General features: G+C 60.9%; 6 protein-coding genes and 1 pseudogene. 3 read left to right on the top strand and 4 right to left on the bottom strand.

Annotated elements, in window-relative coordinates:
* Positions 1-122: 122 nt before the first annotated feature.
* The 4 genes from ASG07_RS05240 to ASG07_RS05225 all read right to left on the bottom strand — a co-directional run bounded on the left by ASG07_RS05240 (position 123) and on the right by ASG07_RS05225 (position 4,209).
* A complete protein-coding gene (locus ASG07_RS05240) occupies positions 123-536 on the bottom strand; it encodes a DUF2924 domain-containing protein (RefSeq protein ID WP_055843272.1) in 414 nt (137 codons plus the stop codon).
* 71 nt (positions 537-607) lie between these two features.
* Entirely contained in the window at positions 608-1,138 is a 531-nt protein-coding gene (locus tag ASG07_RS17795; RefSeq protein ID WP_236694568.1) for a DUF3489 domain-containing protein, read from the bottom strand.
* Between the two features lie 156 nt (positions 1,139-1,294).
* Positions 1,295-3,550 (bottom strand): putative bifunctional diguanylate cyclase/phosphodiesterase, encoded by a 2,256-nt coding sequence (locus ASG07_RS05230; RefSeq protein ID WP_236694567.1) that lies wholly within the window; start codon positions 3,548-3,550, stop codon positions 1,295-1,297.
* A 56-nt stretch (positions 3,551-3,606) separates the two neighbouring features.
* Positions 3,607-4,209 (bottom strand): cupredoxin domain-containing protein, encoded by a 603-nt coding sequence (locus ASG07_RS05225; RefSeq protein WP_055843267.1) that lies wholly within the window; start codon positions 4,207-4,209, stop codon positions 3,607-3,609.
* Between the two features lie 120 nt (positions 4,210-4,329).
* Here ASG07_RS05225 and ASG07_RS05220 point away from each other — a divergent pair, with 120 nt between their 5' ends.
* From ASG07_RS05220 to ASG07_RS18110, 3 genes and pseudogenes are all read left to right on the top strand, one after another.
* The gene (locus ASG07_RS05220; RefSeq protein ID WP_055843265.1) at positions 4,330-5,208 is read left to right on the top strand and encodes a DUF3034 family protein; all 879 of its coding nucleotides are present in this window, start codon (positions 4,330-4,332) and stop codon (positions 5,206-5,208) included.
* A 24-nt stretch (positions 5,209-5,232) separates the two neighbouring features.
* On the top strand, positions 5,233-5,727 hold the full coding sequence (locus ASG07_RS05215; protein WP_055843263.1) for a group I truncated hemoglobin: 495 nt from the start codon (positions 5,233-5,235) through the stop codon (positions 5,725-5,727).
* A 261-nt stretch (positions 5,728-5,988) separates the two neighbouring features.
* A pseudogene (locus tag ASG07_RS18110) lies at positions 5,989-6,534 on the top strand (IS6 family transposase); the annotation flags it as partial.
* Positions 6,535-6,631: the final 97 nt, after the last annotated feature.

The following is a 6,631-nucleotide window of genomic DNA, read 5'->3' as shown; positions in this document are numbered from 1 at the left end:
GGCGCTGCACGCCTCTCTCTGCGCATCGAGCGAGTTGAAGTCCTGCTCCAGACCCTCCTCGCTCGACTTGCGCGTGTAGATCGCACAGCGGACCGTGGTCGCGGCTCTGCTCAGGACAGGCTTCATGCCGCCACCTTCTTCTTCAGCCCGAAGAAGGCAGGTCCGGACCAGCGGGTGCCGGTGATCGCGCGGGCGACCTCGCTCAGCGAGCGGTAGGGCCGCTCCTCCCAGCGGACCACCTGATCCTCGCTCACCGTCACCACATGCACGCGGCCCTGCCACTCGCGCACCAGCCGCATGCCGGGCCGCGCAGGGGCGGTCAGCGTCTCGCCGCGGCCAAGCTGGTCGAGCGTGCGCGTGGTCGCGCGCGACAGGCCGCCGAAGCTGCGCGCCTGCAGCTCCCACGCAAGCGCCAGCCGCAGCAGCTTCGGGCTGATCCGCGGCACCGGACTGCCGGTCAGCGCCGACCACCGGTCGCGCAGGACAGCCGAGGACAGGACCTCCAGCGCGGCGATCTCCGCCTCGACAGCGCTCATGCTGCGGCCGCCGCAGCGCCGATGCGGTAGCAGGTTGCGCCATCGCGGCTGTACCGCACGATCGACAGCGCTCATGCTGCGGCCGCCGCAGCGCCGATGCGGTAGCAGGTTGCGCCATCGCGGCTGTACCGCACGATGATGTGGCCCCTCTTGCGCAGGCCCGTGAGTGCAGCGCGGGTGGTATGCGGCAGCCAGCCGGTGGCGGTGATCAGCTCGGGCAGCGTTGCGCCTGTCGGCTGCGACAGCAGTGCCACCACTGTACTGGCTTTGGTGACGCGAGGCATGGCCAAAGTTGAAGCAGCAGTTGGAGGTTCAGGGGAGGGCTGCGCCGCATCCCCTTGCTCGCCATCGACAATGCCCATGGCGGCGAGCCCCGCCGCGGTAACGAAGATGCCATAGCGCAGATCGCCGTCGGTGCGGTTCACTGCACCCGCCTCGTGGGTCTCGCGCTCGTCGGCGTAGCCGGCGCTCACCAGCGCGGCGATAGCCTTGATGATACCGCCGCCGCGGCGCAGCGTCTGCGGCAGGGGATAAAGGCTGGCGGTGTCGTTCTTTGCGGCGTGGGTCAGCAGGATGGCCTGCGTGTCGCTGAGTTTTGGCATGGTGATGTTCCTCGGCTCGCAGCGGCTCCAGTGCCGCTGCCACCACCGGCAGCCCTGTCGGTCACGCCGATCAGGGCTCTGCCTCGTGCGCTCCCGCTGCGCATCCGAGTCGAGCATCCTGTCGCTCTGGTGTGCGCTGAAGTCGAGCGCGGTATTTTAGCTAGCGACGCGCATCTCCTCGCGGCTTCCTGCGCTCAGCAAGCGCTGCACCTCTGCTTCAATAACTGGCTTGCTGAAGTAGAAGCCCTGGATCTGATTGCAGCCCTGCTCACGCAAAATGTCCAGCTGCCCGACGTCCTCGACGCCCTCTGCAGTGGTTTCCATGCCGAGCGCATCGGCCAGCATCGTGATCGATTTAATGATTGCGGTCGCACCATCGCTGCTCATCAGATCAATGATGAAGCTGCGGTCGATCTTGATCTTGTCAAACGGGAACGCCCGCAAATAGCTGAGCGAGGAGTAGCCGGTACCGAAATCGTCGAGTGCTACGCGAACGCCCAGCCGACGCAGACTGTGCAGCGACGCGAGTGTCGTGGCGGGGTTGTCGATGAACAGGCTCTCGGTGATCTCGAGCTCCAGGCGGTGAGGCGGCAGACCGCTTTCGGTGAGTGCCTGCAGGATAACCGCGGCCAGGCCCGGATTGCGGAACTGAACAGGGGAGACGTTCACTGCAATGCGGACATGGTCGGGCCACGAGCGCGCTACTCGACATGCTTCGCGAACCACCCATTCGCCGATCGGCACTATGAGCCCGGTATCTTCAGCCAGCGGGATGAAGTCCACAGGCGAGACAAGTCCGCGTTCTGGATGATTCCAGCGCAACAAGGCCTCAAAGGCCGAGACGCGAGACTCAGCAAGATTGAACAGCGGCTGAAACATCAGCGATAGCTGACCACCGCTAATCGCCTCGCGCAAATCAAGCTCCATCTGCCGCCGCTTGCGGGCTTCCGCGTCCATGGCCGCTTCGAAGAAACGGAAGCTGCCGTGGCCATCATGCTTTGCACGGTAGAGTGCCAGATCAGCGTTCTTGGCAAGCGTCACCGAGTCTACGCCATCAGCGCCAAAGATCGCGATGCCCAGACTGGTGCCCGGCACGATGCGGTGACCATTTACGATGCATGGCTCAGCCACGACACGGATGAGTTCGTGAGCAATGCGATCAAGCGGCCGCTGGTAGTCATCGAGGATGAGCGCAAACTCATCGCCTCCAAGTCGGGCTACGAACCCGTCCTCAGCGAAGTCACGCAGACGCTGCGCAATCTCACACAGCAGCGCATCGCCGGTGGGATGCCCGAGTGTGTCGTTCACATTTTTGAACTGGTCCAGATCCAAGCAAAATAGCGCCTGTTGGCGGCCTGCTACGGGCCGGGCCAGCGTGTCGGCGAGGTGCTGGCGCAGCAGGACCCGGTTAGCGAGGCCAGTAAGGCTGTCATGCAGCGCCATATGGGTAATCTGACGCTCTCGCTCACCGATGTCGTCAACCATCCGGTTGAAGCTGGCGGCGAGCGTGCCGAGTTCGTCCGTTGTCGTCACCTTCACGTGAACATATTCGCCCTTGGCAACACGCAGGGCAGCGCCGCTCAGCAACGAGATCGGGCGTGTGATCCGTCGCGCCAGGAGCCAGCTTCCGACGCCGGCTGCCAGCACGCCAACGACGCCGCAGGCTAGCAACAGCCAGAGCATCGGACCGTACTCAGCAAGTGCACGGGTGATGCTGTGCTGGAGGACGAGCATCTGCGGTTCGTCGGCTCGAAATGATGCAATCGGCGAAGCCTGGACAAGGATCCTCGTGCCACCAATGTCTTGCTCGACCGCACCACCACTCCGCTGTTTAGCGGTGAGGTTAGAGGCGGGCACTATCTGCGGAGCGAGATCAATCGAGGAAAGTTTCGCCAATCTTGCCATTTCGGCAGCATCAAGGGTGTTGCCGAACACAACCCAGCCTATCGTCGTCGGCGCTCGAACAGCCGCGGCGGCGGCATTGAACCTCTTGCCGCCGATCCGCAAAACGCCGCGGGTCTGTCCGTCTTCCAGCGCTGACTGCAGTTCATTGGCATCTTGGCTGGGTATTGCACCCCGGAAGCCGATTATTGCACCATCGATCCCGATGAAGAAAGCCTGATCAAGGTCCAGTCGGCCCCTGAGGGATGCAAGAGCGGACGCGATGGTGGGTCCGTCCCCTGTCGCGGCGGCGGTGCGAAAGCCAAAATCTGCCGCGAGAACCTTGCTGGCATCGCCGAACTGAGCGTAGCGCATGGCTGCAACACGATCGAAAACCTTTGCACTGACGATCATCTCGCTCTTGATCATGCGCTCGGCGTAGCTGTTAATGCCGGTCCTCGCGCCAACGAGAATCAGAGCTGTCGCAACAGCAAACAATGCCGCGTAGAAGATTGTCAGCTTCGCGGACAAAGACCGCCCCACGGCTCCGGTCAACCTCTGGAGTGGTGGTGAAAACGACGGCATGATCAGCGCAGCGTTACCGTGATGAGCTTGGCGACGTCACCGCTACTCGGCACATCGAGCGGAAAAGCGACCTCGTTCAACTTGGCCTTAAGCCGCGGGTGCCAGATCGTGAGTGTCGCCTTGCCGCCTGTCACGCCGCTGATACGCGTGTCGCCGGCTGCTCCGGTTTTGTCCGCGAACGGCGTGTCGACAACACGAATGAAGCCCGACATGGAGTCGTGAATGTTGCAACCGAGTGCCACCGTGCCGGTGGTAGTGAAGGTGTAGCTGCGGCTCTCGTCCTTCCCGAAGAGCTTAAGCTCGAACCTTGCAGGCTTCGAAAAGCTGTAAACATGGTGACGGACCCGATCCTCGTTGGGAAAGGCGACGCTCGCCCCGACCGGCACGATCAGCGTGCCGGGATTGAACGCAATGTTCTTTTGCATCATCGTATTCGGCCAAGGAAAGCGGATGGGCCCTGTAGGCAGCTTGGAAGCCGGATGGATGGTGATGACGGCGTCAGGAACCGGGCGACCGTTAGCGTCGACGACGCGGATACTGACGCTCCCTGCAAGCGCCGGGCTGGGGGCGAGCAACGCTGCGGCAAAAAGATGGGCAACCTTCATGGCTCCCTATTGCCTCATACTGGTCAACCCTCGGTAAACGGCTGCACTGGTTGGTATTTGACTGATCCAAAAAGTAGCGGAATTACGGGAAATTAAGGACAATCGGACCATGAGGATCGCATGTTCCGCTGTCGTCACCGCCTACTAATCTGCGTCGCTGCGATTGCTGCATTCCCGACAGCCGCAACAGCGCAAGCGGTCGGCGGACCGGGCAAGCTACTTCTGACTAATGGCATTAGCACGGTAGAGGGTGCTGCCGGCGGCGGCTTGACGCCCTGGGCGGTGATTGGCGGTAACGCGACGAAGGATGGCATTGGCGGGCAGGTCAGCGCCACCGTCGTTGAGCTACCGGATTACCGCTTCTCCAGCTTTTCGGCCGCAGTCGGTGCGTGGGATCGTATCGAAGTGAGCTACGCTCGGCAGGTGTTCGACACCAACAAAGTTGGTGGGGCGCTTGGACTGGGCAACAACTTCAGGTTCGATCAGGACGTATATGCGGCGAAGGTCCGCATCGCCGGCGATGTCGTTTATGGCCCGAATTGGCTGCCCGCGGTCGCCTTGGGTTTGCAATACAAAAAGAGCCTGGATGCGGCGACCGTCAAGGCTGTCGGGGCGTCGCACGATGCCGGCTTTGACTATTATGTGTCAGCGACCAAGCTTTTCCTGGAGTGGTCACTGTTAGCCAGCATCACCGTGCGTGCGACGAAGGCAAACCAGGGCGGGCTCCTTGGTCACGGCGGCACAACCGGTGATGATCACCGCCTGCAAGGCGAAGGATCGGTCGCGTATCAGTTTTCACGTCGGTTTGTGCTCGGCGCCGAATACCGCACGAAACCCAGCAATCTTACGGTCGCACGCGAAGATGATTGGTGGGACGCGTTTGCTGCCTATGGGATCAACCGGCACCTGACTGCGACAGTAGCCTATACCGACCTGGGCTCGATTGCGACATCTGATCGCCAGCGCGGATTACTCCTTCAGCTGCAGGGCAGCTTTTAAGCTATCACTTGAGGAATTCAGTCGATGATAATTGCCTCTTTGGTCCTCATGCTCGCTCTGCCGCAGCAGCGTGCGTCTTTAGATCCGCAGTCGGCTTCAAGAGAAGAGGTCGTTGAACCGTACAAGGTTGATCCCACAAACGCGGGAGCGCAGCCTTTTGCAGGCGCTTACATGGCGCAGGCTTTTCATGGACAGGAAGGCATTCGTCGCGTTGTCGAGCAGTTCGTCAGCTTGAACTTCGCTGATCGCCGGGTTGGCGAGATCTTCATGAATCAGGACAAGGTGCGGCTGAAACGTGTGCTCTTTGAGCAATTCTGCTACATCCTCAACGCTGGATGCACCTACACTGGACGCGACATGAAAGCTGCCCACAAAGATATGGGCGTGCAGCAGGGTGACATGAACCGAGTGGTAGAAAACCTTCAAGCTGCGATGAAGATCGAGGGCGTGAAGTTTACCATTCAGAACAGGTTCCTTGCCAAGCTCGCTCCGATGAAGCGAGACGTCGTAAGTAGATAGGATGTACGTATATCTTCTTCGGGCTAATTAACAGTATTGCGGTAACCTATAAATTAAAGAAAACACCAATCAGTTAGTATTTCACGCACTTAGTGATTGAATCTTTCGATGCTGTCTAGGGTCAGGACTCATTGGTCACAGCCAGAAGATGACAGTGGCCGCGAGGGCAACGGCCGAGAAGAAGACCGTTGGGCATCGGTCGTAGCAGCTCTGTCAGTTCAAATGCACCCCTCGGTAATTCGGGAATTGTAAGAGCGCTGCATGCCCCGCCCGCGCAAGCCAGCCAGTCCGTTCCGCTACCTCAATTCGTCGCCCGAGGTGATCCGGCTGGTGGCGCTGATGTACGTCCGCTTTCCGCTCAGCCTCAGGAACGTGGAGGAGCTGCTGTTCGAGCGCGGGATCGACATCTGCCACGAGACGGTGCGGCTGTGGTGGAACAGGTTCAGGCCGCTGTTCGCAGGCGAGGTGCGGCGCAAGCGGGTCAGCCACATGCGTGGCTTCCGCCACTGGCGCTGACACCTGGACGAGATGTACGTGAAACTGAACGGCGAGATGGTCTACCTGTGGCGAGCCGTAGATCACGAGGGCGAGGTGCTGGAAAGCTATGTTACCAAGACGCGGGACAAGGCAGCCGCGCTCACCTTCATGAAGAAGGCGCTGAAACGCCATGGCTCACCGGAGGCGATCACCACCGATGGCCTGCGCTCCTATCGGGCAGCGATGAACGAGCTGGGCAATGCCGAGAAGCAGGAGGTCGGCCGCTGGGCGAACAACCGGGTGGAGAACTCGCACCTGCCGTTCCGACGACTGACGTGCTCCCCAGAAACTCTGCCAATTTGAGCTAGAGTCCGCCTTCGCGAGGAGACGGAAGTGAAGAAGACGAGGTTCAGCGAGGAGCAGATCA

This window comes from Sphingomonas sp. Leaf343, assembly GCF_001423765.1.
Lineage (GTDB): Bacteria > Pseudomonadota > Alphaproteobacteria > Sphingomonadales > Sphingomonadaceae > Sphingomonas.
Note: the sequence above shows the minus strand (reverse complement) of the source record. Positions and strands in the feature narration are given on the sequence as shown.

Coding starts and splice junctions, on each gene's coding strand:
- ASG07_RS05240 (WP_055843272.1), bottom strand. CDS start 536: ATGAGCGCTGTCGAGGCGGAGATCGCCGCGCTGGAGGTCCTGTCCTCG.
- ASG07_RS17795 (WP_236694568.1), bottom strand. CDS start 1,138: ATGCCAAAACTCAGCGACACGCAGGCCATCCTGCTGACCCACGCCGCA.
- ASG07_RS05225 (WP_055843267.1), bottom strand. CDS start 4,209: ATGAAGGTTGCCCATCTTTTTGCCGCAGCGTTGCTCGCCCCCAGCCCG.
- ASG07_RS05220 (WP_055843265.1), top strand. CDS start 4,330: ATGTTCCGCTGTCGTCACCGCCTACTAATCTGCGTCGCTGCGATTGCT.
- ASG07_RS05215 (WP_055843263.1), top strand. CDS start 5,233: ATGATAATTGCCTCTTTGGTCCTCATGCTCGCTCTGCCGCAGCAGCGT.